The sequence below is a fragment of the Nocardioides xinjiangensis genome (assembly GCF_017916385.1).
In the GTDB taxonomy this organism is placed as follows: Bacteria; Actinomycetota; Actinomycetes; order Propionibacteriales; family Nocardioidaceae; genus Nocardioides; species Nocardioides xinjiangensis.
On record NZ_JAFMSW010000001.1, the window covers coordinates 39,494 to 60,981 of the forward strand.

Consider the following 21,488-nt stretch of genomic DNA (forward strand, 5'->3'; position numbering starts at 1 on the left):
GCGACCCCCTGATCGGCACCACGAGAGGAACAGGCATGGCAGGACGCATCGAGGGCCGCACGGCGGTCGTCACCGGCGGGTGCAGCGGCATCGGGCTGGCGACCGTGCGGCGCTTCGTCGAGGAGGGCGCGCGCGTCGTCGTCGGCGACATCGACGACGCCGCCGGGGAGGCGCTCGCCGCGGAGCTCGGCGGGCCCGACGCGGTGACGTACGTGCACGTCGACGTGACCTCCAAGGAGCAGGTCGACGCGCTGTTCCGGACGGCCAAGGACACCTACGGCTCGGTCGACATCGCGTTCAACAACGCCGGCATCTCGCCCCCGGAGGACGACTCGATCCTCGACACCGACCTCGACGCCTGGCGGCGCGTGCAGGAGGTCAACCTCACCAGCGTCTACCTGTGCTGCAAGGCGGCCCTGCCCTACATGCTCGAGCAGAAGCGGGGGTCGATCATCAACACCGCGTCGTTCGTCGCGGTCATGGGCGCGGCCACGTCGCAGATCTCCTACTCCGCGTCCAAGGGCGGTGTGCTGTCGATGTCGCGCGAGCTCGGGGTGCAGTTCGCGCGCGAGGGGGTGCGGGTCAACGCGCTGTGCCCCGGCCCGGTCAACACGCCGCTGCTGAAGGAGCTGTTCGCCAGCGACGCCGAGCGGGCGGCCCGCCGGCTGGTGCACGTGCCGATGGGCCGGTTCGGCGAGCCCGAGGAGATGGCCAACGCCGTGCTCTTCCTCGCCTCGGACGAGTCGAGCTTCATGACCGCCAACACCTTCCTGGTCGACGGCGGCATCTCCGGCGCCTACGTCACGCCGCTCTGAGCCGTGCCCGCCGACGCGCCCCTCGTCGGGCTCACGACCTACCGCCAGCAGGCCTCCTGGGGGGTCTGGGACACCCGCGCCGACCTCCTGCCGACGGAGTACGCCGTCGCGGTGGAGCTGGCCGGCGGGGTGCCCGTGCTGCTGCCGCCGGTCGCGCTGCCGGAGGCGGCCGGCCGCGTGGTGTCGCGCCTCGACGCGCTCGTCGTCTCGGGCGGCGCCGACGTCGACCCGGCGAGATACGGCGCCGAGCCGCACCCGCGGACGGCGGCGTGGCAGCCGGACCGGGACGACTGGGAGCTGGCCCTGCTGGGCGCCGCCGCGGGGGCCGGGCTGCCGGTGCTCGGGATCTGCCGCGGCATGCAGCTCATGGCGGTCCACGCCGGCGGGACGCTGCACCAGCACGTCCCCGACCTGGTGGGCCACGACACCCACTCCCCCGGCGGTGACGCCTACGGCGACGTCGCGGTGACCACCGAGCCGGGGTCGCGGCTCGCCGGCCTCGTCGGGCGCGAGCTGGAGGTCGGCTGCCACCACCACCAGTCGGTCGCCAGCCACCCCGGCTTCACGGCCGTGGCGCGGTCGGCGGACGGGACGCTGGAGGCGATGGAGGCCACCGGCGAGCGCTTCTGCCTCGCGGTGCAGTGGCACCCCGAGACGCGGGTGGAGGTGGGCCTGATGGCCGGGCTCGTGGCCGCCGCGCGCGAGCACGCAGCCCGTCAGCCGTGACGCGCCCGCTGCCGACGTCGGCGCACCGCGGCCGGCCAGGTGAGCACCATCGCGAGGACGATCCCGGCGAACATGCCGATCGAGTTCGCCGCGACGTCGCGCGGGTCCGCCACGCGGCCCGGGACCTGCCGCTGGATGCCCTCGATCATCGACGTCAGCACGATGCCGGCGGCCAGCGCGACGAGCCAGAGCCGGGTGCCGACGAGGAGCAGCACGAACATCCCCAGCGGGACGAACAGGCCGATGTTGGCGAGGAACTCGACCCGCTCCACGCTCAGCCGGCTCGTCAGCGGGTCGAGGTCGGGGTAGCGCTGCAGCCGCGCCAGCACGCGGGCGGCCAGGCGCTGGTAGTCCGGCTGGGACCCCGCGGGCGTCAGCGTGACCAGCCCGACGAAACCGAGGTAGAGCAGCGTCAGCAGGCTGAGGAACGGGTGGCGGTGCAGCACGCGCCCATCATCCCCGCCGTCGCAGTCGTGCGAGAGGCTGTCCCCCATGACCCGCCTCCAGCTCTCCCGCCTGCCGGGCGAGCGGGTGCTGGTCACCGGGGACGGACCCGCCGAGACGCTTCCCGTCGCCGCGCTCGCGGCGTACGTCCGCGAGCGCGAGGCCGGGCCGACGCGGCACCGCTGGGTCTGGGACGACACGGCTCGCTGGTACCCACCGCTGCTGGCGGCGGGCGTGCGGGTGGAGCGCTGCCACGACCTGCGGCTGTGCCACCGGCTGCTCGCCCGGGCGCCGGCCGTCGACGACGTCCTGCTCCGGGGCGAGGACTCCGAGATCTGGGACCGGCTGCGTCCGGCCCCGCCGAGCGACCCGGTGCTGTTCACCGCGCACGACGCGGCCGACCACCTGCGCGCCGACCTCGAGGACGCACGACAGGTCGCCGCCGTCGCTGCGTCCCCCGAGGCCGCCCGGCTCACCCTCCTGCTGGCAGCCGAGTCGTCCGGCGCGCTGGCGGCCGCCGAGATGACGTACGCCGGGGTGCCGTGGCGCGTCGACGTCCACGAGGCCCTGCTCGCCGAGCGGCTCGGGCCACGACCGCCACGCGGTGCCCCGCCGCGGCTCCTGGCGGAGTGCGCGGACGAGGTGCGCCGCCTGCTCGACGCGCCGGGCCTCAACCCCGAGTCCCGCCCCGACCTCCTCGCCGCCCTGCGCCGCGCCGGCATCGACGTCCCGGACACCCGGGCCTCGACCCTGCGCCGGTTGGCGCACCCGGCGATCGAGCCCCTGCTGCGCTACAAGAAGCTGGCCCACCTGTTCCAGACCCACGGCTGGGCCTGGATCGACGAGTGGGTCAGCGGGGGCCGGTTCCGCCCGTCCTACCAGCCCGCCGGCTCGGCCACCGGCCGGTGGTCCTCCAACGGCGGCGGGGCGCTCTCCTTCCCGGTGCAGGTGCGCTCCGTGGCCGTCGCCGACGAGGGCTGGGTCCTCGTCGTCGCCGACGTCGCCCAGCTCGAGCCGCGGGTCCTGGCCGGGATGAGCGGCGACCGCGAGCTCGCTCGCGCCGCGCGGGGCGCGGACCTCTACCAGGGGATGGTCGACGCGGGCGCCGTCGCGTCACGTCAGGACGCCAAGCTCGGCCTGCTCGGGGCGATGTACGGCGCCACGAGCGGCGAGAGCGGGCGGATGGTCGCCGGGCTGACGCGCCGCTACCCCCGGGCGTTCGGGCTGGTCGAGGAGGCCGCCCGGGCCGGTGAGCGGGGGCAGGTGGTGCGCACCCTGCTCGGGCGCGGCTGCCCGGCGCTCGGCGGGTCCTGGGACGAGTCGCCCGACGCACCGCCCGCGGACCTCGCCGACCAGGACCGGAACCGTCGGGCGTACGCCCGGTTCACCCGCAACTTCGTGGTGCAGGGCACCGGCGCCGAGTGGGCGCTGTGCTGGATCTCCGAGCTGCGCAACCGGCTGTGGCGCCTGGGGGGCGAGGGCCCGCTCGAGACCCGGCCCCACCTCGTGTTCTTCCTCCACGACGAGGTCGTCGTCCACGCGCCAGCGAGCCTGGCGGACGCCGTGGCCGCCGAGGTCGGCGCCGCCGCGGCCGCCGCCGGCCGGCTGCTCTTCCGCGAGCTGCCCGTCGACTTCCCGCTCACGGTCTCGGTCGTGCGCTCGTACGCCGAGGCGGGCAAGCCGCATGCCGGGACTGCCGCGGACGCCGGGACCGGCGCCGGGGGTGGCCGGCGTGCCGGCGCGGCACCTATCGTGGGCGGATGAGCCAGGACGCGCAGCCGGTCGGCGAGCCCGACGTCATGCAGATGTTCGACAGCGACGCGGGACCGGGACTGGCGTGCCGCGTGTGCGGGGCCCTGGTCAGTGACGCGGGTGGTTACCCACGCGCGCACTGGGACTGGCACGAGGCGTCCAACGGCGCCTGAGCCGCCGGCGTCACGCTCCCTGGCCGAGGGGCTCGATCTCGCCGCGCTCGACGAGGTCCTCGAGGGCCAGCCCGCATCCCGACTGCCACTGGCCGTCGTCGTCCTCGAAGGAGACGACCGCCTCGCCCGAGCACTGGCCTCCCCCTCCCTGGTCGGCGTGGTAGGAGCATCGTCCCTCCGCGGCCGGGCTGCCCGGCGCGTGCAGGGACGGGTCGAACGTCTGCGATGGCTTCATGCCGCTCACCTCCGCTCCCACAGTGGCACTCCCACCCCTTGTGGCGCCCCACCCCTGTGGTCCTTGTCTCACCCGGCGCGCGGGCGTCCCGCGCGGGGTTGCCTCGGGAGGAGATTCTTGGTCTGGTCGGGGGATGGCCACCGGCATCGAACACCCGCGCGACCTGCCCACCCCTGACCGGAGCGAGGAGCCGCACCCGGCCCTGGAGGCGGCCATCGAGTCCAGGGTGCCCCGGGAGCGGGGCGTGGACAAGCTCGTCTTCGGCGTCACCGCGCTCGTCAGCCTGGCGTTCCTCACGTGGGGCTTCGTCAGCACCGGCAGCCTCGCCGACGCCTCGGCCGGCGGCCTGGCCTGGACGATGGAGAACACCGGCTGGCTGTTCGTCCTCACCTCCAGCGCCTTCGTGGTGTTCGTGATCTGGCTGGCGCTCGGCAAGTTCGGCAACATCCCGCTCGGGCGCGACGACGAGGACCCGGAGTTCGGGACCATCTCGTGGGTCGCGATGATGTTCAGCGCCGGGATGGGCATCGGCCTGATGTTCTACGGCGTCAGCGAGCCGATCTCGCACTTCGTCACGCCGCCCCCCGGGACCGGCGAGGCGGGCAACCCGGAGGCGGCGCAGAACGCCATGGCGACCACGCTCTTCCACTGGACGCTGCACCCGTGGGCGATCTACGCCGTGGTGGGCCTCGCGGTGGCGTACGGCGTCTACCGCAAGGGCCGCCTGCAGCTGATCAGCTCCGCCTTCGAGCCGATCCTGGGCCGCCACGCCCGCGGTGCCGGCGGCAAGGCGATCGACATGTTCGCGATCTTCGCGACCCTGTTCGGCTCCGCCACCTCCCTCGGGCTCGGCGCGCTCCAGATCCAGTCGGGACTGCAGATCGTCGCCGGGCTCGGCGACACCGGCAACGCCGTCCTGGTGGGCATCATCGCCGTGCTCACGGCTGCCTTCGTGCTGTCGGCGGTCTCCGGCGTCGCCAGGGGCATCCAGTGGCTGTCCAACGTCAACATGGTGCTGGCCATCACCCTGGCACTGTTCCTGTTCGTCGTCGGTCCGACCGTCTTCATCCTCAACCTGCTGCCGACCTCGATCGGCAGCTACGTCGGCGACCTGCCCATGATGGCCGCGCGGACCGCGGCCGAGGGCCCGGAGACCAGCGACTGGCTCTCGACCTGGACGGTCTTCTACTGGGCGTGGTGGCTGTCCTGGACGCCGTTCGTCGGCATGTTCATCGCCCGCATCTCGCGCGGGCGCACGATCCGCCAGTTCGTCACGGGCGTGCTGCTCGTCCCCAGCCTGGTGAGCGTGGTCTGGTTCTGCATCTTCGGCGGCACCGCGATCGACCTGCAGATGGACGGCACGGACATCGCCGGTGCCGGCGGCCTCGAGGCGCAGCTCTTCAGCACCCTGGAGGCGTACCCGTTCGCGACCGTGTCGAGCATCGCCGTCATGGTGCTGGTCGGCATCTTCTTCGTCAGCGGGGCCGACGCCGCGTCGATCGTCATGGGGTCGCTCTCCGAGCGCGGCACGATCCACCCGAGCCGCCCGACCGTCGTGTTCTGGGGCGTGGCCACCGGCGCCGTCGCCGCGGTGATGCTGCTCGTCGGCGGCCAGGACGCCCTCAGCGGCCTGCAGACCATCACGGTGATCGCCGCCCTCCCGTTCGTCCTGATCATGGTCGGCCTCGCCGTGGCGCTGGTGAAGGACCTCGCCCAGGACCCGATGGTGGTGCGGCGCAGGTACGCCATCGAGGCGGTGGAGGCGGCGGTCATCACGGGCGTGACCGAGCACGGCGACGACTTCGTGCTGTCCGTCGAGAAGGGTCAGTCGGACACCGGAGAGGCCGGCGAGGACCGGGACGGGCACCCGCACGGCTGACGGCCTAGTGTCGGCGTCATGACCGACTCCCTTCGCATCGGCTTCGTCACCGGCGCCACGCCGGACAAGTGGGCGCGCCACTGGCGTGACCGCCGCCCCGAGCCCCTGGAGCTGGTGCCGGTGAGCGAGGAGGAGCAGCTCGCCGGCGTGCACGACGGCACCCTCGACATGGCGCTGGTCCGCCTGCCCGTGGACCGCGACGGCCTGCACTGCGTGCGCCTCTACGACGAGCTGCAGGTCGCGGTGGCCTCGCGCGAGCACGTGCTGGCCGCCGCCGACGAGGAGGTGACCACGGCCGACCTCGTCGACGAGCAGCTCGTGCGCCCGCACGCGAGCGGCTGGACGCCGACGGCCGAGCAGCTCGGGTGGCCGCCGATGAGCGAGCAGGAGGCGGTCGAGACGGTCGCGGCCGGCACGGGCATCGTGGTGCTGCCGATGTCGGTGGCCAGGCTGCACCAGCGCAAGGACGTCGTGAGCCGCGTCGTGGCCGACCTCGAGCCCACGACGATCGCCCTCGTGTGGCGCGTCGAGCGCGACGACGCCGTCACGCAGGCGTTCGTCGGGGTGACGAAGGGGCGCACCGCGAACAGCTCGCGCTGAGCCGCCACGCGCGACGCGGGTGCACAGGCCGCCCGCTGGGTACGGGTCGGACGAGCGGGCGTCGGTCGCCCGCCGCGAGGAGGAGACGACATGCGCATCGTGATCACCGGCGCCAGCGGGAACGTCGGGTCCGCCCTGCTCCGCAGGCTGGCGGACGACGGCAGCCACGAGCTGGTCGGACTGGTCAGGCGTCCCCCCGGGAACGGCGACCCCTTCCCGGACACCGAGTGGATCCCGGTCGACCTCACCGACGACGATCCCTCCACGCTCCGCCTCGCGTGCGAGGGTGCGGACGCCGTCGTGCACCTCGCCTGGGGCTTCCAGCCGACCCACCGGGAGGACTACCTCGAGGAGCTCGGCGTCGGCGGCACCAGGCGCGTCATCGAGGCCGTCATCGCGGCCGGGGTGCCGCACCTGGTGCACATGTCCTCGGTCGGCGCGTACTCACCGAAGCGCGACGACGCCCCGGTCGACGAGGACTGGCCGACCGGCGGCGTGCGCAGCTCGATGTACAGCCGGCACAAGTCCGCCGCCGAGCGGCTCCTCGACGCGCTGGAGCGCGACCGTCCCGAGCTCGTGGTGAGCCGGATGCGTCCGGGCATCGTGGGTCAGGGACGAGCCGGCAGCGCCCTGCTGCGCTACGGCCTGCCGGCGCTCGTGCCGTCCGGCGTGATCGACCACCTGCCGGTGCTCCCGCTCGACCGCGGCCTCGCCGTCCCGATGGTCCACGCCGACGACGTCGCGGACGCCATCGCCCGCACCCTGGAGGCCCGGGCGCCCGGCGCCTTCAACCTCGCCGCAGAGCCCGTCATCACCGCCCAGCACATCGCGGACGCCCTGCAGGCGCGCCTCGTCCACGTCCCGTCGGCCGCGGTCCGCGCCGCGGTGTCCGCCAGCTGGCACGCCCGGCTCCAGCCGCTGGACCCCGGCTGGATCGACATGGCCTACGCGCTGCCGCTGCTCGACACGACCAGGGCGCTCACCGAGCTCGGGTGGTCTCCCACGAAGGACGCCACGGAGGTCCTGGCCGAGACCCTCGCCGGCATGCGGGACGCCGCCGCGGGCCGCACGCCGGTGCTCCGACCCCGCACGGTCGCCAGCGGCCTGCTCCGCGCCCTGCGGCGCGGACCGGTGAGCAGCCGTCGCGAGCCCTGAGGTCGGCCGGCCCGTCGGCCCGCCCGTCGGCCCGCCCGTCGGCCTGCCGCCCCGGCGCGCGGCAGCGGGTCACGTGGGGCGCCGGCTCACCACGATCTCGGCACCCACACGGACGGCGCGCCCGACGCGCAGCCGCAGCACCTTGGCGTAGCCCCGCACGAACTGGGTGTAGCCGGGGGTGGGGCCGTGGTAGCCGAGGAAGCCCTTGGGGCCGCTCACCATGTCGCCGGTCGTGACGTCGTAGCGCGACTGGTGCCAGGGGCAGACGAGGCAGCCGTCCGCGTCGATGGTGCCCTCCGACAGGTCGGCGAGCTGGTGGCGGCAGCGGCGCGAGACCGCGAACAGCTCGCCGTCCCGGTTGCCGACCGCCCAGGTGCCGGCGCGGGTCACGCTGCCCGGGGGCAGCTGGTCGGCAGGGACGCTCGAAGACTTGGTCATGGCACCAGCCTGCGGCGCGCTCGTCGCCGACGCCAACGCCCCGGGGGGTGAGGCCAGCGGACGCCTCCGGCCTACCGACCGGCCAGCGGGGGCGCGCCGTCGCGCAGCCAGGTGCCGAGCGCCCGGGCCGACGCATCGACGAGGGTCGGCCAGTCCAGGGCGGACTCGTCGGCGGTGTCCGACACGTGCTTGACGAGGCGGACCGGGACGCCGGCCTCCCGGGCGGCCCACGCGACGGCGTAGCCCTCCATGTCCACGAGGTGGGCGCGCGCGGCGAGGGCGTCACGGACGGCCGGGTCGCTGACGAAGACGTCGCCGGTGGCCAGCACGACGTCGGACTCCCCCACCTCGAGGCGCTCCTGCGGGTCGTAGCCGAGCGCACGGACGACGTCGGCGCTGAGGTCGTGGTTGAGCACCACCCCGGGCTCGAACAGCCCGGCCAGTCCCGGACGCAGGGCACCGGCCGTGCCGACGTTGAGCACGGTGAGGCCGGCGAGGTCGTCGTACGACGCCAGGGCGCGGGCGGTCGCGGCCGCGGCGCGGGTCTTCCCGAGGCCCGTCACGAGCAGCGGCAGCCCGGCCGGCACGTGGGCGGCCTCGGCAGCCGTGGCGGAGACCACGAGCAGGCGCTCAGCCACGGTGCCTGCCCCGGCGCGAGTGCGGCGTGGCGAGGACCGACTCCACCGCGGCGAGGTCGAGCTCCTCGCCGAGCCAGTCGAACAGCCCGCGGAGCACCGTCGGGTCGGCGACGTAGTCGTCGTAGTGCACCCGGAAGACCGACTCGCCCAGGGCCTCGGCCGCGCTGAGCATCCGCTCCTCGATCCGCCGGACGCGACCGAGCGGGTCGTCCTTGTGCGTCCAGTAGTTGCTCGCGGCGACGTCCTCGAGCCGCCGGGTGTTGAGCACGAAGCGCGCACCCGGGAAGACCTGTCGCAGGAAGTCGAGGTAGTCCGGCAGGTCCTCGTCGTACCAGCGGATCTCCTTGTAGCCGGTGACCCGGGTGCCGGGCTCGGGACGCAGCAGCGTCGCCTCGGCCAGCGCGCGGATGTGGGCGAGGGAGACGTCCTCGGGGAAGGCCTCGATGCCGAACCACGGGTGGGTCGGCTGGCTCGCCCGGGCCGCGTCGACGCGCGCCCTCTCGACCAGCCCGCTGCGGTGGAACTCGTAGAGGTGGCGCATCGCGTGCCGGTTCTCCCCCCGCAGCAGCCAGCCGGGGATGGAGTTCAAGATGCCCATCAGCAGCGTGGAGCCCGACCGGCCGTAGGTCATCACGAAGACGTAGTCGCGCGGCGCCGTCTCAGCCACGGGTCACCAGGACCTGTCGAGCGGGCGGCCCTCGTGGAAGCCGGCCGCGGACTGGACGCCGACGAGGGCGCGCTCGTGCAGCTCGGCGAGGGTGGCGGCACCGGCATAGGTGCACGACGACCGGACGCCCGAGCAGATCTGGTCGATGAGGTCCTCCACGCCGGGGCGCTGCGGGTCGAGGTACATCCGCGAGGACGAGATGCCCTCCTCGTAGAGCCCCTTGCGGGCGCGGTCGTACGACGACTCCCCGGAGGTCCGGTTGGCCACCGCGCGGGCGGACGCCATGCCGAACGACACCTTGAACGCTCGCCCGTCGGCGTCGTGCATCAGGTCGCCCGGCGACTCGTGCGTGCCGGCGAACCAGGAGCCGATCATCACCGACGACGCGCCGGCGGCGAGCGCGAGCGCGACGTCGCGCGGGTGGCGCACTCCCCCGTCGGCCCAGACGTGCTTGCCCAGCTCGCGGGCGGCGGCGGCGCACTCGAGGACCGCCGAGAACTGCGGCCGGCCCACCCCGGTCATCATCCGGGTCGTGCACATCGCACCCGGCCCGACGCCGACCTTGACGATGTCGGCGCCGGCCTCCACCAGCGCCCGGGTGCCCTCGGCGGAGACCACGTTGCCGGCCGCCACGGGGACGGACGGGGAGAGGTCGCGCACCGCCTTCAGCGCGTGCAGCATCCGGTCCTGGTGGCCGTGCGCGGTGTCGACGACGAGGCAGTCGACGCCGGCGGCCAGCAGGTCCGCGGCACGGTCGGCGACCTCGCCGTTCACCCCGACGGCGGCGGCGATCCGCAGCCCGCCGGCGGCGTCCACGGCGGGGGTGTAGAGCGTGGCGCGCAGCGCGCCGAGCCGGGTCAGCACCCCGACGAGCTCGCCGGACGCCGACACCGCCACCGCCAGCGGCGCCTTCGCCCGCTCGATGGCGTCGTAGACCTCCCGCGGGTCGGTGCTCGCCGGGACGGTGACGACGGCGGGGTTCATCACGGTCGCGACCTGGGCGAAGCGGTCCACGTCCGCGCAGTCGGCCTCCGACACCACGCCGACGGGGCGGCCGTCCTGGACCACCACGGCGGCCTTGTGCGCCCGCTTGGGGATCAGCGACAGCGCCTCGGCGACCGTCTGGTCGGGGCGCAGCTCGATGGGGGTGTCGAAGACCCGGTGGCGCTGCTTGACCCAGGCCACCACCTCGGCGACCACCGGGATCGGGATGTCCTGCGGGATGACCGTGATGCCGCCGCGTCGCGCGACGGTCTCGGCCATCCGCTTGCCGGCGATCGCCGTCATGTTGGCGACGACGAGCGGCAGGGTCGCGCCGGTGCCGTCGGAGGTCGCGAGGTCGACGTCGTAGCGGCTGGCGACCGAGGAGTGCCTCGGGACCATGAAGACGTCGTCGTAGGTCAGGTCGTGGGCCGGGGCCGCACCGGACTCTGCGTGGAGGAACTGCACGTGGGCGTAGTCTACGCGGCCCGGCGGGCTCATCCGTGCACGGCCGCTGCCTCCTGCAGGGCGCGCCACGCACGGTCGACGTCCGCCTGCGTCGTGCGCCAACTGCCGACGGCGAGCCGGATGGCCGCCCGGCCGCGGACCGTCGTGTGCGACAGGTAGGCCTCCCCCGAGGCGTTGACCGCCTCCATCGCCGCCATCGTCTGCTCGTCGCCCGCCACGAGGCGGAAGACCACGAGGGACAGCGACGGCTCGGTCACCATCTCGAAGCGCTCGTCGGCGGCCACCAGGCCCGCGACGTGCTGGGCCAGGGCGACGCCGCTGCGGACGTGCTCGCGCAGCCCGCTCAGGCCGTAGGTGCGCAGCACCGCCCACAGCTTGAGCGCGCGGAACCGCCGACCCAGCTGCGGGTGCCAGTCGCGGTAGTCCACGACCTCGCCCGACTCCGTCGCGGCGTTGCGGAGGTACTCGGGAAGGATCGACAGCGCTCCGGTGAGGGCCGTCCGGTCCCGCACCCAGAACGTGCTGCAGTCGAACGTGGTCAGCAGCCACTTGTGCGGGTTGGTCACGAACGAGTCGGCGGCCTCCACGCCGGCGAGGTGGCCGCGGAGCTCGGGACACACGGCGGCGACCCCTGCCCAGGCCGCGTCGACGTGGACCCACATGTCCGCCGTGCCCGCGACCTCGGCGACCGCGGCGATGTCGTCCATCGCGCCGGTGGAGGTGCTGCCGGCCGCGACGTGCACCATCAGCGGCCGCAGCCCGCCGGCGACGTCCTCGGCGACCGCCGAGCGCAGCGCCTCGACGTCGACGGCCTGGGTCGCCGGGTCCACGTCGACGACGCGGACGGCCTGCTCGCCGAGGCCCGCCATCACCGCGGCCTTCACCAGCGACGAGTGGGCCTGCGTGGAGCCGTAGACGCGCCACCGGCCGCCTCCGACCCCGCTCGCGCGGGCCTCGCCGCCGCTGGCGCGGTGCAGCGCGGCGAGCAGCGCGGTGAAGGTCGCCGTCGAGGCGGTGTCCTGGATGACCCCGCCCCCGGGGCCGTCGCTGCGGAACGCCGCGGGGAGGCCGAGCGCCTCGCCGAACCAGTCCAGGACGGCCTGCTCGACCTCGGTGACCGCCGGGCTGGTGGCCCAGATCATCCCCTGGGCGCCGATGCCGCTGGAGAGCAGGTCGCCGAGGATCGCCGCCGGCGAGGAGTTGGCCGGGAAGTAGGCGAAGAACCGCGGGTGCTGCCAGTGCGTCAGCCCCGGCACGACCACGCGGTCGAGGTCGGCGAGCAGCGCGTCGAACGGCTCGGCGTCCTCCGGCGCCGCCGGCGGGAGCATCCGGCGTACGTCGCCGGGCGCGACCGGCGAGCGCACCGGCAGGTCGTCGAGGGAGGCCCAGTAGTCGGCGATCCAGTCGATCGCGGCGTGCCCGTTCCGGCGGAACTCCTCGGGCGACATGTGCTCGGACATGGGGCGAAACGTACCGGCCCGGATCGGGTGCGCGTACTCAGGTGGGACGGGTAGTGCGACAGGTCCCCGCGGTCGCGGAGGGGAGCACGCTGCTGCCATGACCACCAAGCCCGACTCCACCGCCAAGAACACCACCGCCTTCGCCGCCCAGGCCGCGATCTCCTTCGGCGCCTCGCTCTTCGCGATGCTCGTCGCCGTCTACTTCATGGAGGCCGATCCGTGGGTGAAGGGGTTCCTCGCCCTCGGCACCCTCTACCTGACCACCTCGGCGTTCACGCTCGCGAAGGTCGTGCGCGACATGCAGGAGGACCAGCGGGTCTTCCACCGCATCGACCAGGCGCGCGTCGACAAGCTGCTCGCCGAGCACGACCCCTTCAAGGCCGTCTCCTGACCCCGCGTCCGTCCACTGCCGGCACGAAGCCCCTCCCGGAGCCCGGGAGGGGCTTCCTCCGTGCGTGGCCTCGTGGGTCGCCCCGTGGGTGGTCTCGTCGCGGCGCGGCTCAGCGCAGCTCGGCGCTGGTGAGCCCGAGGACCCGGCGGGCCACGATCAGCTGCTGGATCTGCTGGGTGCCCTCGAAGATGTCGAGGATCTTGGAGTCGCGGGCCCACTTCTCGAGCAGCTCGGCCTCGCTGTAGCCCAGGGTGCCGCACAGCTGCACGCACGACAGCGTCACGTCGGAGCCGACCCGCCCCGCCTTGGCCTTGGCCATCGATGCCTCCAGCGAGTTGGGCTTCCGGTTGTCCGCCATCCAGGCCGCCTGCATCATCAGCAGCCTCGCCCCCTCCCAGTCGGCCTCGAGCCGGAGGAAGGTCGCGGCGGCGGCCGACTGCGACTGGGCGGGCCGGTCGTGGTCGATGACCACGCCGGCCTGCTCGAGCAGGTCGCGGGTGAGGTCCAGGGCGGCCCGGGCGCAGCCGACGGCCATCGCCGCCACCAGCGGCCGGGTGTTGTCGAAGGTCGCCATCGCGCCGGCGAACCCGGAGCTGGTGTCGATCTCCGGCGAGCCGAGGAGGTCCTCGGCCGGCACCCGGCAGTCGGTGAAGGTGATCGCCGCGGTGTCGGAGGCGCGGATGCCCAGCTTGTGCTCGAGCCGCTCGACCTTGAGGCCCGGGTTGTCCTTGCGGACGAGGAACGACTTGATCGCCGCGCGGCCCAGGTCCTTGTCCAGGGTGGCCCACACCACGACGCTGTCGGCGCGGTCGCCGGAGGTGACGTAGATCTTCTCGCCGTTGATGACGTACTCGTCGCCGTCCCTGACCGCGGTGGTCGTGATGCTCGCCGAGTCCGACCCGGTCCCGGGCTCGGTGATCGCCATCGCCGCCCAGGTGCCGCGGTAGCGCTCGAGCTGCTCCTCGTTCGCCACCGAGGCGATCGCGGAGTTGCCCAGCCCCTGCCGGGGCATCGACAGGAGCAGCGCGGTGTCGCCCCAGCACATCTCCGCGATCGAGAGCACGGACGCGAGGTTCGCGCCGTTGCGGACCGTGCCCTCCCCGGCCGGCGCCGACTCCCTGCGGACGCCGCCGGCTCCGGCGCCGCCGGTCGCACCGGTCTCGGACACGCCGTCGATGAGCGCGGCGAGCATGTCGAGCTCCTTGGGGTACGCGTGCTCGGCGCGGTCGTACTTGCGCGAGATGGGGCGCAGCATGTTCATCGCCAGCTGGTGGGCCTGGTCGACCAGGCCCGCGTGCTTGCGGGGGACCTCGAGGTTGATCATCGCCGGGGCCCCCGTTCGGAGCGGAGCGAAGCGAGCATTCGAATGGGGTTGTTCATACCATCACCACGCCTTCCATCACGCCGACGGCCCGCAGGTCGCGGTACCACCGCTCGACCGGGTGCTCCTTGACGAACCCGTGGCCACCGAGCAGCTGCACGCCGTCGAGGCCGATCCGCATGCCCTTCTCCGTGCACAGCTGGCGGGCCAGGCCGACCTCGCGGGCGAAGTCCTCGCCGCGGGTGGCGCGGGAGGCGGCCTTCCACGTCAGCAGCCGCATCGCCTGGAGCTCGATGGCGATGTCGGCCACCATGAAGGCGACCGACTGCCGGTGGCTGATCGGCTCGCCGAAGGCCTCGCGCTCGTTGACGTAGTCCTTCACGTGGTCGAGGACCGCCTGGCCGGTGCCGACCGCGAGCGCGCACCACGCCAGGCGCGAGAGGCGGACGCACTCGGCGTACGCCTCGCCGGCGGTGTCGCCGAGCAGCGCGTCGGCACCCAGGCGCACGCCGGTGAGGTGCAGGCGCGAGAGCCCGGCGGCACGCACGCCCATCGAGGGGTCGGCCTCGACCTCGAGCCCCTCCGTGCCGGACTCGACGAGGAAGAGCGCGGGAGTGCCGTCGAGCATCGCGGCGACCACGAACAGCTCGGCCTCCGCGCCCCGGACGACCGCCGACTTCAGGCCGTCGAGGACGTAGCCGTCGCCGTCGCGCAGGGCGGTCGTGGACAGCGTGAACGGGTCGAACAGCACGGTCGGCTCGGCGATCGTCAAGGCGGCGACGGGGACGCCCGATCCGTCGCCGTCCCCGGTGAACGCGGGGAGGTAGGTCTGCTGCTGGGCCTCGGTGCCCCAGAGCCCGATCGCCGTGGCGACCGCACCGGGCGCGAGCGTCGCGACGGCGAGGCCCATGTCGCCGTGCGCCAGCGCCTCGGCCACCAGCGTCCCCGCCATCGCCGAGCGCTCCTCCAGGATCCCGCCGAGCGAGTCGGGGACGCCCAGCCCGGGGAGGCCGACGTCCTGCGCGGCGGTGAGCACCGCGGGTGGCGGCGCGCACGCCTCGTCGGCCGCCGACGCGGCGGGCCGCAGCACCTCCTCGGCGAGCTCGCGCGCGACGTCGAGGAGCATCGCCTCGTCCTCGGTCGGCGTGAGGTCGAAGACACCGCTGGACGCGGCGCTCGCGGGCCGGGTGCCGGCGGTGCGCCGGCCGGCCCGGACGAACGTGCGGCCTGCGGCCGTCGCGACCCGGAAGCCGTTGCGCGTGGTGGAGTAGACGAACTGCTCGGCCTGGCGCCGCAGCCCGACGCGGTCGATGAGGTCGCTCTGCGCCAGCCGGTTCACCGCGGCGACGGCGAGACCGATGGGGTCGCGCGTCTCCCGGGTCGACAACCCGTGCCGCCCGCCCGGTCGGAGGCTGCTCATGATGGACATGGCAAAACTGTAACTAGGAGTTACACGTCGCGCCAGTCGCTCACCCGTGGTGAGTGCCGCGCTCCGTCCCCTCGTTAGGATCCACGGCATGTCCGCCGACCGACCGACCGACGCCTCCGCCGAGCCCCGGGCGCCGCACGGCCCGCTCCCCGAGGGCGGGAGGGTGCGCCCCATCACGCGGTGGGGCACGCCGGTGATGCACCGCCCGCAGGCCGGCGTGACGACGTACGACGAGGCGCTGGCCGCGCTCGCAGCCGACATGGTCGCGACCATGTACGCCGCCGACGGCGTCGGGCTGGCGGCCTGCCAGGTCGGCGAGGACGTCGCGATGTTCGTCTTCGACTGCCCCGACGCCGACGGCGTGCGGACCGTCGGCGTCGTGTGCAACCCGGTGCTCACGCTGCCGGAGGGCAGGGACCGCCGGCTCGAGGACGACGACGAGGGCTGCCTCTCCTTCCCGGGCTCGTTCGAGTCCTGCCCGCGCCCCGACTGGGCGCGTGTCGACGGCCAGGGCCTCGACGGGCAGCCCGTGACCTTCGAGGGGACCGGCCTGCTCGCGCGCTGCCTGCAGCACGAGACCGACCACACCCTCGGCACCGTCTTCGGTGACCGGCTCTCGGCGAAGGCCCGCAAGCGGCTCGAGCGGCAGCACCAGGCCGCCGCGGAGGACTACCCGCCCACCTGGCCCGCCGACGCCTCGGCGTGAGCCCGGCATGACCGACCTGCGGATCACCCGGGAGAACGCGCGCTTCCAGCAGTGGGAGGCGCTGCTGACCAACCGCGCCAAGCGGCACCGCAACCGCGAGCTGCTGGTGCAGGGCGTCCGCCCGATCACCCGCGCCGTCGAGGAGGGGTGGACGGTGCGCGCCCTGCTGCGGGCCGAGGGGGCGACCTCCGCCTGGTCCGACCGGCTCTGGTCCAGCACCGGCGCCGAGCGCGTCGTCCTGTCCCCCGCGCTGCACGCGCGCCTCAGCGGCAAGGACGGCGCCGAGCTCGTCGCCGTGGTCGAGATGCCGGAGGACGGGGTGGAGCGGCTCGCCGACTCCTCCCGCCCCCACGGACCGGTCGTGGTCCTCGACCGGCCCACCAGCCCCGGCAACATCGGCACGCTGGCACGCTCGGCCGACGCGTTCGGCGCCTCCGCGCTCGTGGTCACCGGCCACGCGGCCGACCCCTACGACCCGCAGGCCGTGCGGGCCAGCACCGGCTCGCTGTTCGCGCTGACGGTCCTCCGCGTCCCGGGTCCGGGGCCGGTCGTCGAGTACGCGCACGCGCACGGCTACCGGATCGTCGGCACCGACGAGGAGGGCACCCCGCTGGCCGATGTCGCGCTCGGCGGCCGCGTGCTCGTCGTGGTCGGCAACGAGACCACCGGCCTCTCGTCGGGCTGGCGTGCGGCCTGCGACGACGTCGCGAGCATCCCGATGGTCGGCACCGCCTCGTCGCTCAACGCGGCCGTGGCCGGCTCCATCGTGCTCCACGAGGCGCTGCGGCAGCGCGGCTGACGGGGCCTCGGGGTGCAAGCGGTTCTCGACTGGGTCGTCCTCGTCATGCGCACGGTCGGCTCACCCGGCGTCGGGCTGGCCACCGCGCTGGAGACCGTCTTCCCGCCGGTGCCCAGCGAGCTGGTGCTGCCGCTCGCGGGCTACACGGCCAGCCAGGGCCACTACGGACTGCTCGCCGCGATCCTCTGGGCCACGGCGGGCTCGCTGGCGGGCGCGCTCGTCCTCTACTGGCTGGGCGCGGCGTGGGGGCTGGAGCGCACCTGCGCGCTGGCCGACCGCATCCCGCTCATGCGGGCGGCCGACGTGCGCAAGGCCGTCGCGTGGTTCGGCGACCACGGCCGGGCCGCGGTCCTCCTCGGCCGGCTGGTGCCGGGGGTGCGCAGCCTCGTCTCGATCCCGGCGGGGGTGGACCGGATGCCGCTGGCGACGTTCTGCCTCTTCACCACGATCGGCAGCCTGGCCTGGAACTCCGCGCTCATCCTCGCCGGCTACGAGCTCGGCGCGCAGTGGCACCTCGTGGAGTCGTACGTCGGGCCGGCGAGCAACGTGGTCTACGTCCTGGTCGCGGTCGTGCTGGTCGTCGTGGTCGCCCGCCGGTGGCGGCACCGGGTCAGCGGCGGGCCGCGACGTAGCACGCGACGGCGCTCGCCGCGGCCACGTTGAGCGAGTCGATCCCCGCCGCCATTGGGATGATCGCCCGCCGGTCGGCCGACTGCTCCCACCGCTCCGACAGCCCGTGCCCCTCGGACCCCAGGACCAGGGCCAGCCGGTCCACGCCCGCCACCGCCTCCTCGATCGGCACGGAGTCGGGTCGCAGCGTCAGGGCGACCGTGGTGAAGCCGCGCGCCGCCAGGCCCGGCAGGGCGTCGTACCAGTCCGGCAGCCGCGTCCACGGCGTGGTGAACACCGCCCCCATCCCGACCTTGATCGACCGCCGGTAGAGCGGGTCGGCGCACCGCGGGGCCAGCAGCACCGCGTCGAAGCCCAGGGCCGCCCCCGACCGGAAGATCGCGCCGACGTTGGTGTGGTCGACGACGTCCTCGAGGACCAGCACCGACCGCGCCCCCGCGAGGACGTCGTCTACCGACGGCAGGGGCCGCCGGCGCAGCGACGCGAGGGCACCGCGGTGCACGTGGAAGCCGGTGACCTGCTCGATGAGCGCCTCGGAGAGCACGTAGCACGGACCGGAGCCGCGGGCGACGACGTCGGCGAGGCCGTCGAGCCAGCGCGGCGCCATCAGGAACGACCGCGCGTCGTAGCCGGCCTCGACGGCGCGCCGCACCACCTTCTCCCCCTCGGCGAGGAACAGACCGTGCTCGGACTCGAGGTGCTTGCGCAGCTCCACGTCGCGCAGGTCGCGGTAGTCGGCGAGGCGCGGGTCGCCGGGGTCGGAGATCTCGACGACGTCCACGGGGCGCTCAGGCACGGGGGTAGTGCCCGGGGCGGGCGACGGCCACCACCTCGCCGACGACGATGATGGCCGGCGGCACCACCTCGTTTGCGGCGAGGTCGGCGGCCAGCGTGCCGAGCGTGGACAGCACCGTGCGCTCGGTCGGCATCGTGCCGTCGACGATCACGGCGACCGGGGTGTGCGCGGAGCGGCCGCCGTCGAGGAGCGCGGCGGCGATCGCGGGAGCGTTGTCGACCGCCATGAGAAGGACCAGCGTGCCGGAGAGCCCGGCGACCGCCGCCCACTCGACCAGCGAGTCGGGGTGGCCGGGGGGCAGGTGCCCGGAGATGACGGTGAACTCGTGCGCGACGCCACGGTGGGTCACCGGGATGCCCACCCGCGCCGGGACGGCGATGGCCGAGCTCAGGCCGGGCACCACGGTGACCGGCACGTCGGCCGCCGCGCACGCCAGCAGCTCCTCGTAGCCACGACCGAAGACGAAGTTGTCGCCGCCCTTGAACCGCACGACGCGCTTCCCGGCGCGCGCCCGCTCGACGATGAGCTCGTTGATGCGCTCCTGCGAGGCGGAGCGCCCGCGCGGGAGCTTGGCGACGTCGATCAGCTCCACGTGCGGGCCGAGCTCGTCGAGCAGCTCGCGCGGTGCCAGTCGGTCGGCGACCACCACGTCGGCGGACGCCAGCGCGTGCCGGGCGGCGACCGTGACCAGCTCCGGCTCTCCCGGGCCGCCACCCACCAGCACCACGCCGGGGCTGCGGTCCAGCGCGTCCGAGGCGGTCAGGTGCCCGTCGCGCAGCGCGGTGACGATGTCGTCGCGGAGTGCGGCCGACCGGCGCGGCTCGCGGTTGCCCAGCACGCCCACGGTCACGCTGCCGTGGCGGCCGACGGCCGGGGTCCACGCCGTGCCGCCCAGGGCGTCGTCGGCGCGGACGCAGAACGTGTGCCGCTCCTCGGCCGCCGCGACCACGCGCGCGTTGACGGCCGGGTCGTCGGTGGCGGCGACGACGTACCACGCACCGTCGAGGTCGCTCTCGGCGAAGTCGCGCAGGACCAGGGTGAGCTCGCCGGCGAGTCCCTCGATCGCCGGGGTGACCTCCGGGCTCACCACGAGCACGTCGGCACCGCTGGCGAGGAGCGCGGGCACCCGGCGCTGCGCCACGTGGCCGCCGCCGACGACGACCACCCGGCGGCCGGTGAGCACCAGTCCCGCGAGGTAGGGATGGGGGTCGGCCGAGCCCGGGTGCGCAGTGGTGGTGCCCATGCCTCATTGTCTCTGGCCCGAGCCGCGCCCCGGTGGCTAGGTTCGAGGTATGAGCATCGAGCGACCTGTCAGCCCCGATCCGTACGACTACCTGCCGGCGACGGCGTCCTTCACCGTCACCAGCGACGACGTCACCGACGGCGCACCCCTCAAGGACGACCAGGTGGCCGCGCTGGGCAACACCTCGCCGCAGCTGAGCTGGTCGGGCGCCCCCGAGGGGACCCGGTCCTACGTCGTCACCTGCTTCGACCCCGATGCGCCGACGCCGAGCGGCTTCTGGCACTGGTGCCTGGTCGACATCCCCGCGGAGGTGACCTCGCTCGACGCCGGCGCCGCCTCGGACACGCTGCCCGGCGCCGCGTTCCACGTCCGCAACGACGGCGGCGAGGCCGGATTCATGGGAGCCGCCCCGCCCGAGGGCGACCAGCCGCACCGCTACTACTTCGTCGTCCACGCCGTGAAGGACGACTCGCTGGGCGTCGACCCCGACGCCTCCCCCGCCGTCGTCTCGTTCAATCTCGCCTTCAAGACGCTCGGACGCGCGATCATCCACGGCACCTACCAGCACTGACCCCGGCGGTCGCCCGCCCGGGCGCTGCACCACGAGACCCGTGGTCGGACCGACAGGTCCAGACCACGGGTCTTTTTTCGCGATTCCGGTCATGGAGAAACGGTCAAGGCGCTTTGATCTCCCCCAGACGTCCCCGAGATTCGTGCCGAAACCTTGACGAACCATGACGCATACCGTCCTCGGACAGGCGTCGAATCGACATCAGCAGGAGCGGCCGTTACGGTCGAGTCTCAGTTTCTGAAAGATTTCGTCAAGACGCGCATACTTTTGGCGCCGTCCGATTCCCGGAGGACCCCCGTGCAGCACCCCCGACTCATCACCCGCCTCGCGATCGCCGTCACAGCCGCGGTGCTGTGCGGCGTCCCGGGCACCGCCGGGGCCCACGCCGACTCCCCGAAGCTCGACTCCAGGGCCGCGAAGGTCGCGTCCAAGACCTGGCCGGTCCCCCGCACCGTCTCGGCCAAGGACCTCGAGGAGGCGTCCAGCAACGACCTCGAGGACGCGCTGATGGTGCAGATCAACGAGGCGCGAGCCGCCCACGGACTGCGCAAGATCTGGAGTTTCGACGGCTGCACCGACCAGCTGGCCGAGCAGTGGGGCGAGCGCATCGCGCGCACGGGCCGCTTCGAGCACCGCGACCAGGGCGAGGTCATCCGCAGGTGCGACAACGCCTGGGCCGGCGAGACGCTGGTGCGCGGCACCGGCCTCCGCCCGACGGACATGGTCGAGCTCTGGCTCGACTCCCCCGGCCACCGCGAGATCCTGCTCAGCCCGCGTGCGCGCCGTGCCGGCGTCGCGATCACCCGCGACGCCCAGGGACGCACGATCGGCGTCGTCAACCTCGTCAAGCACAGCTGAGGTGCGCCGCACCCCGGCGGTGTGAGCCGATCCCCGGCCCCCTCGTCGGGCGGGCCGGGGACCGAACGCGTTGAGGGGGTGGCGGATGCTGCACGTCGCCGTCGCGACCTCCAGGACATCGAGGCGCTCTGCGACCGGGTCGTCGTCATCGACCGCGGCACCTCGGTGTACGACGGCTCGCTCGCCGGGCTGCGCACGCCCAGGGCGGCTCGATGAGGACCCTCGTGGTGGACCTCGTCGACAGGCGCCGCCCGTCGTGGTGCCGGGCGCGACGGCCTACGACGTGGCGGACCTGTCGATCCAGGAGCCCGCG

At 74.1% G+C, this 21,488-nt stretch carries 25 protein-coding genes; 14 read left to right on the forward strand and 11 right to left on the reverse strand.

Annotation, left to right across the window (positions count from 1 at the left end; translation table 11 throughout):
• Positions 1-35: 35 nt before the first annotated feature.
• Positions 36-815, forward strand: a complete 780-nt coding sequence (locus J3P32_RS00205; RefSeq protein ID WP_210437534.1) for a 3-oxoacyl-ACP reductase — start codon at positions 36-38, stop codon at positions 813-815.
• Between the two features lie 3 nt (positions 816-818).
• Positions 819-1,541, forward strand: a complete 723-nt coding sequence (locus tag J3P32_RS00210) for a gamma-glutamyl-gamma-aminobutyrate hydrolase family protein (RefSeq protein ID WP_210437535.1) — start codon at positions 819-821, stop codon at positions 1,539-1,541.
• Here J3P32_RS00210 and J3P32_RS00215 read toward each other — a convergent pair.
• Positions 1,532-1,987, reverse strand: a complete 456-nt coding sequence (locus J3P32_RS00215; protein ID WP_210437536.1) for a VanZ family protein — start codon at positions 1,985-1,987, stop codon at positions 1,532-1,534. The two genes, J3P32_RS00210 and J3P32_RS00215, sit on opposite strands and share 10 nt — an antisense overlap.
• 46 nt (positions 1,988-2,033) lie before the next feature.
• On the opposite strand from J3P32_RS00215, the gene J3P32_RS00220 reads away from it, so the two are divergent.
• Both J3P32_RS00220 and J3P32_RS00225 read left to right on the forward strand, forming a co-directional pair.
• On the forward strand, positions 2,034-3,749 hold the full coding sequence (locus J3P32_RS00220) for a bifunctional 3'-5' exonuclease/DNA polymerase (RefSeq protein ID WP_210437537.1): 1,716 nt from the start codon (positions 2,034-2,036) through the stop codon (positions 3,747-3,749).
• The gene (locus J3P32_RS00225) at positions 3,746-3,910 is read left to right on the forward strand and encodes a hypothetical protein (protein WP_210437538.1); all 165 of its coding nucleotides are present in this window, start codon (positions 3,746-3,748) and stop codon (positions 3,908-3,910) included. The genes J3P32_RS00220 and J3P32_RS00225 overlap by 4 nt, the downstream gene beginning before the upstream one ends.
• Positions 3,911-3,920: 10 nt before the next feature.
• On the opposite strand, the gene J3P32_RS00230 is transcribed toward J3P32_RS00225, so the two are convergent.
• Positions 3,921-4,145: a hypothetical protein gene (locus J3P32_RS00230; protein ID WP_210437539.1), complete on the reverse strand. Its 225-nt coding sequence runs from the start codon at positions 4,143-4,145 to the stop codon at positions 3,921-3,923.
• A 133-nt stretch (positions 4,146-4,278) separates the two neighbouring features.
• On the opposite strand from J3P32_RS00230, the gene J3P32_RS00235 reads away from it, so the two are divergent.
• The 3 genes from J3P32_RS00235 to J3P32_RS00245 all read left to right on the forward strand — a co-directional run bounded on the left by J3P32_RS00235 (position 4,279) and on the right by J3P32_RS00245 (position 7,779).
• Positions 4,279-6,024, forward strand: a complete 1,746-nt coding sequence (locus J3P32_RS00235; RefSeq protein WP_210437540.1) for a BCCT family transporter — start codon at positions 4,279-4,281, stop codon at positions 6,022-6,024.
• An 18-nt stretch (positions 6,025-6,042) separates the two neighbouring features.
• Positions 6,043-6,624 (forward strand): LysR family substrate-binding domain-containing protein, encoded by a 582-nt coding sequence (locus tag J3P32_RS00240; RefSeq protein ID WP_210437541.1) that lies wholly within the window; start codon positions 6,043-6,045, stop codon positions 6,622-6,624.
• Positions 6,625-6,714: 90 nt separating this feature from the next.
• Positions 6,715-7,779, forward strand: a complete 1,065-nt coding sequence (locus J3P32_RS00245; RefSeq protein ID WP_210437542.1) for an NAD-dependent epimerase/dehydratase family protein — start codon at positions 6,715-6,717, stop codon at positions 7,777-7,779.
• A gap of 69 nt (positions 7,780-7,848) precedes the next feature.
• Here the strand turns inward: J3P32_RS00245 and J3P32_RS00250 are convergent, their stop codons facing one another.
• From J3P32_RS00250 to J3P32_RS00270, 5 genes are all read right to left on the reverse strand, one after another.
• A complete protein-coding gene (locus J3P32_RS00250) occupies positions 7,849-8,217 on the reverse strand; it encodes a Rieske (2Fe-2S) protein (RefSeq protein WP_210437543.1) in 369 nt (122 codons plus the stop codon).
• A gap of 71 nt (positions 8,218-8,288) precedes the next feature.
• Positions 8,289-8,855, reverse strand: a complete 567-nt coding sequence (locus tag J3P32_RS00255) for a nucleosidase (RefSeq protein ID WP_210437544.1) — start codon at positions 8,853-8,855, stop codon at positions 8,289-8,291.
• Positions 8,848-9,522, reverse strand: a complete 675-nt coding sequence (locus J3P32_RS00260; protein WP_210437545.1) for a sulfotransferase family protein — start codon at positions 9,520-9,522, stop codon at positions 8,848-8,850. The genes J3P32_RS00255 and J3P32_RS00260 overlap by 8 nt, the downstream gene beginning before the upstream one ends.
• A 3-nt stretch (positions 9,523-9,525) precedes the next feature.
• Complete coding sequence (locus J3P32_RS00265) at positions 9,526-10,971, reverse strand: GuaB1 family IMP dehydrogenase-related protein (RefSeq protein ID WP_455430088.1); 1,446 nt, start codon at positions 10,969-10,971, stop codon at positions 9,526-9,528.
• A gap of 29 nt (positions 10,972-11,000) precedes the next feature.
• Complete coding sequence (locus J3P32_RS00270; RefSeq protein ID WP_210437547.1) at positions 11,001-12,431, reverse strand: pyridoxal-dependent decarboxylase; 1,431 nt, start codon at positions 12,429-12,431, stop codon at positions 11,001-11,003.
• A 97-nt stretch (positions 12,432-12,528) separates the two neighbouring features.
• Here J3P32_RS00270 and J3P32_RS00275 point away from each other — a divergent pair, with 97 nt between their 5' ends.
• The gene (locus J3P32_RS00275; RefSeq protein WP_210437548.1) at positions 12,529-12,822 is read left to right on the forward strand and encodes a YiaA/YiaB family inner membrane protein; all 294 of its coding nucleotides are present in this window, start codon (positions 12,529-12,531) and stop codon (positions 12,820-12,822) included.
• Between the two features lie 109 nt (positions 12,823-12,931).
• Here the strand turns inward: J3P32_RS00275 and J3P32_RS00280 are convergent, their stop codons facing one another.
• Together J3P32_RS00280 and J3P32_RS00285 are read right to left on the reverse strand one after the other, a co-directional pair.
• Positions 12,932-14,146: an acyl-CoA dehydrogenase family protein gene (locus J3P32_RS00280; protein ID WP_210437549.1), complete on the reverse strand. Its 1,215-nt coding sequence runs from the start codon at positions 14,144-14,146 to the stop codon at positions 12,932-12,934.
• A gap of 52 nt (positions 14,147-14,198) precedes the next feature.
• Entirely contained in the window at positions 14,199-15,572 is a 1,374-nt protein-coding gene (locus tag J3P32_RS00285) for an acyl-CoA dehydrogenase family protein (protein WP_210437550.1), read from the reverse strand.
• Between the two features lie 88 nt (positions 15,573-15,660).
• Here J3P32_RS00285 and def point away from each other — a divergent pair, with 88 nt between their 5' ends.
• Genes def through J3P32_RS00300 form a run of 3 tightly spaced genes read left to right on the forward strand, consistent with a single transcriptional unit; the run spans position 15,661 to position 17,740 of the window.
• A complete protein-coding gene (gene def, locus J3P32_RS00290) occupies positions 15,661-16,278 on the forward strand; it encodes a peptide deformylase (RefSeq protein WP_210437551.1) in 618 nt (205 codons plus the stop codon).
• A 7-nt stretch (positions 16,279-16,285) separates the two neighbouring features.
• A complete protein-coding gene (locus tag J3P32_RS00295) occupies positions 16,286-17,077 on the forward strand; it encodes a TrmH family RNA methyltransferase (protein WP_210437552.1) in 792 nt (263 codons plus the stop codon).
• A 12-nt stretch (positions 17,078-17,089) separates the two neighbouring features.
• Positions 17,090-17,740, forward strand: a complete 651-nt coding sequence (locus tag J3P32_RS00300) for a DedA family protein (RefSeq protein ID WP_307861515.1) — start codon at positions 17,090-17,092, stop codon at positions 17,738-17,740.
• On the opposite strand, the gene J3P32_RS00305 is transcribed toward J3P32_RS00300, so the two are convergent.
• Positions 17,688-18,503: a TrmH family RNA methyltransferase gene (locus tag J3P32_RS00305; RefSeq protein ID WP_307807613.1), complete on the reverse strand. Its 816-nt coding sequence runs from the start codon at positions 18,501-18,503 to the stop codon at positions 17,688-17,690. The genes J3P32_RS00300 and J3P32_RS00305 overlap by 53 nt on opposite strands.
• Positions 18,496-19,746 carry a uroporphyrinogen-III C-methyltransferase gene (gene cobA, locus J3P32_RS00310; RefSeq protein ID WP_210437553.1) on the reverse strand — a complete coding sequence of 417 codons (1,251 nt, stop codon included), beginning with the start codon at positions 19,744-19,746 and terminating at the stop codon, positions 18,496-18,498. Before cobA ends, J3P32_RS00305 begins: the two co-directional genes overlap by 8 nt.
• Positions 19,747-19,795: 49 nt before the next feature.
• Here cobA and J3P32_RS00315 point away from each other — a divergent pair, with 49 nt between their 5' ends.
• The 3 genes from J3P32_RS00315 to J3P32_RS00325 all read left to right on the forward strand — a co-directional run bounded on the left by J3P32_RS00315 (position 19,796) and on the right by J3P32_RS00325 (position 21,391).
• Entirely contained in the window at positions 19,796-20,317 is a 522-nt protein-coding gene (locus J3P32_RS00315) for a YbhB/YbcL family Raf kinase inhibitor-like protein (RefSeq protein ID WP_210437554.1), read from the forward strand.
• 297 nt (positions 20,318-20,614) lie between these two features.
• Positions 20,615-21,175: a CAP domain-containing protein gene (locus J3P32_RS18325; protein ID WP_210437555.1), complete on the forward strand. Its 561-nt coding sequence runs from the start codon at positions 20,615-20,617 to the stop codon at positions 21,173-21,175.
• A gap of 78 nt (positions 21,176-21,253) precedes the next feature.
• Positions 21,254-21,391, forward strand: a complete 138-nt coding sequence (locus J3P32_RS00325; RefSeq protein ID WP_210437556.1) for a hypothetical protein — start codon at positions 21,254-21,256, stop codon at positions 21,389-21,391.
• Positions 21,392-21,488: the final 97 nt, after the last annotated feature.